The 1,779-nt window shown below is 59.2% G+C and carries 1 protein-coding gene; it reads left to right on the plus strand.

Annotation, left to right across the window (positions count from 1 at the left end; all coding sequences use genetic code 11):
* Positions 1-368: 368 nt before the first annotated feature.
* On the plus strand, positions 369-1,779 hold a 1,411-nt coding region (locus tag NW837_RS04200), incomplete at its 3' end, for a S8 family serine peptidase (RefSeq protein WP_414329396.1).

The raw sequence follows: 1,779 nt of genomic DNA on the forward strand, positions 1-1,779 counted from the left end.
TGCGGCGGTACTGGCTCAGGGCTTGCTGCACCACCTCCTCCTGCCGATGGGTGATCTTCCACCAAAACAGCACCCGCTCAATGCAACAGGCCACCGAGAAGACCGAGAACGTCAACAGGGGGATGGAGTAATACCAACCCTGGATCATGAGCTGCAAGACTCTATCCATCGATCCCGATTCCCCCCTTCTGGCGGCAGTTTACGCTCATCTTGTCATAGCACTTTCTCGGCAGGCCTGGGATCCCTTCTTGCGCGGCGAAGATTGCACCTTCTGGCAATTTTGCCCCCATGCCGGCTCTCATCTCGTCAATTGTCAATCCAGAGGGCATACTGGTTGCAACATTTTTTGGATCCCGAGGGCGTGAATTATGAAATTCAGACGCTGGTTGGGTCTTTGCTGCGCCGGCTTGATGGCCTTGCTGTTGACGGCTTGCGGCAAGGGATCCGCCCCCTACGACAGCATCGTGGTCAATTTTGTAAACACGGCCACCCCCAGTCAGATTGCTGCTATCGCTAAAGAGTATCACTTGACGCTCCGCCCCAGCAGCGACAGCGCTTTTGCCCGCCAAGAAGCGATCTACCTGTTTGACGTGGATGCCGACCACCTGGGATCCACGCGGCGGCTGGTTAAGCGGCTCACCGACGAAGCCTTGATCGAGTATGCTCACCCCAACTATCAATTCCAGGCGGCTTTCGTGCCCAACGACCGCCTCTATCCCCAGCAATGGAACCTCAGGGCCATCCGCATGCCGGAAGCCTGGGACATCTCCCAAGGGGAAGGGGTGACGGTAGCCGTGGTGGACACAGGAGTAACCCGAGTTCCCGACCTGACCCAAACCCAATTTGTGAAGGGCTATGACTTTGTGGACGACGATGAGGAGCCGGAAGACCTCAACGGCCACGGCACCCATGTGGCGGGAACCATTGCCCAGTCCACCAACAATTTCTTGGGTGTAGCCGGCATCGCCTTCAAGGCCAAGATCATGCCGGTGCGGGTGTTGGATGCCAACGGCTTCGGATCCCTGTCGGATGTGGTGGAAGGGATCCGCTATGCTGCCGACCACGGGGCTACGATCATCAACCTCAGCCTGGGTAGCCGCGCTTCTGCCCAACTGATGGAGGAGGCGGTGGCCTATGCCCACAGTAAGGGGGTGACGGTGATCGCAGCCGCTGGCAACGAAAACTCCAACCAGGTGAGCTACCCGGCCCGCTACCCGCATGTGATCGCTGTCTCGGCCACGGGGCCCAACGGGGAGAAAGCCCCCTACTCCAACTATGGGGTGGGGGTGGACATCTCTGCTCCCGGCGGAGCCAAAACTCCCGATCACCCCGAATACGGCATCCTGCAGCAAACCATCAATCGTCGTAACCCCAACGAGCCGGTCTTTGCCTACTTCCAAGGCACCAGCATGGCCACTCCCCACGTAGCCGGTGTGGCAGCTCTGATCCAGGCTCAGGGCATCAAAGACCCGGACAAGGTGGAGGAAGTGCTGAAAATGTCGGCTACCCCAGTGCCCGGCGACAAACAGAACTTCTACGGGGCTGGTCGTTTGGATGCAGCCAAGGCGCTGGCCAGGGCCACAGGGCAACAGGAGGAAAACCCCTTGGTGCTCTGGTTGAAGGACTTCCTGCAGTACCTGAACAACAATGGCTACCTCAACCCACGCTTCTGGTTCGATGGTGGCCCGATTGCTCTGGTGCCGAAGCTGCTGATGGTGGTGGGCGGCTACATTATCCTGGTGCTGATCCGCTGGTGGCTGGCTCCCAAGCGGCTGCTGC

Origin of the sequence: Synechococcus sp. R6-10 (genome assembly GCF_047461815.1) — a bacterium.
Classification (GTDB): Bacteria; Cyanobacteriota; Cyanobacteriia; order Thermostichales; family Thermostichaceae; genus Thermostichus.